Origin of the sequence: Vibrio sp. R-1 (genome assembly GCF_035615595.1) — a bacterium.
Classification (GTDB): Bacteria; Pseudomonadota; Gammaproteobacteria; order Enterobacterales; family Vibrionaceae; genus Vibrio; species Vibrio cholerae.
This window is the reverse complement of sequence record NZ_WPDC01000308.1, coordinates 1-489: the sequence shown is the minus strand read 5'-3', so window position 1 is coordinate 489 and position 489 is coordinate 1. Positions and strand designations below refer to the sequence as shown.

The window sequence follows — 489 nt, the reverse complement described above, 5'->3', positions numbered from 1 at the left end:
CGGGCGTTATGCCTTTTGAGGAAATATGAAGTTTTACAGTGCCGAACAATATCAAGGGAAATGCCAAGAGCGCTTTCTTAGATATCAATCCGAAATTCAAGAATTGCTCCCTGATGCAAGGATTGAGCATGTTGGCGCTTCTTCAATACCAATGGCGATATCAAAAGGTGACCTCGATATTTTCGTTGGTGTTGAAATGGGGGACTTTTGCTTAGCGATACAAAGGTTGATGACATTAGGTTTTCAAGAAAAAAGCGACACTTTAAGAACGTCAGAGCTTTGTATGTTGGAATCAACATCGGGTGATGATGTTGCGTTTCAAATTGTTGTCAATGGCTCTGAGTTTGAGTGCTTTTTGGCTTTTCGCGACAAATTGCGTAAGGATGCTTCACTTGTGCAGCGGTATAACAACTTAAAGCTGTCTTGTGAGGGTTTGTCACAAGATGACTACCGGGGTAAGAAATCAGAATTTATAGAACAAGTATTGGC

The 489-nt window shown here is 41.1% G+C and carries 1 protein-coding gene; it reads left to right on the top strand.

Annotated features, from left to right (window positions below; all coding sequences use genetic code 11):
- Window positions 1–25 precede the first annotated feature (25 nt).
- A partial coding sequence (locus GOU96_RS18265) for a GrpB family protein (protein WP_324702122.1) occupies window positions 26–489 on the top strand: 464 nt, incomplete at its 3' end.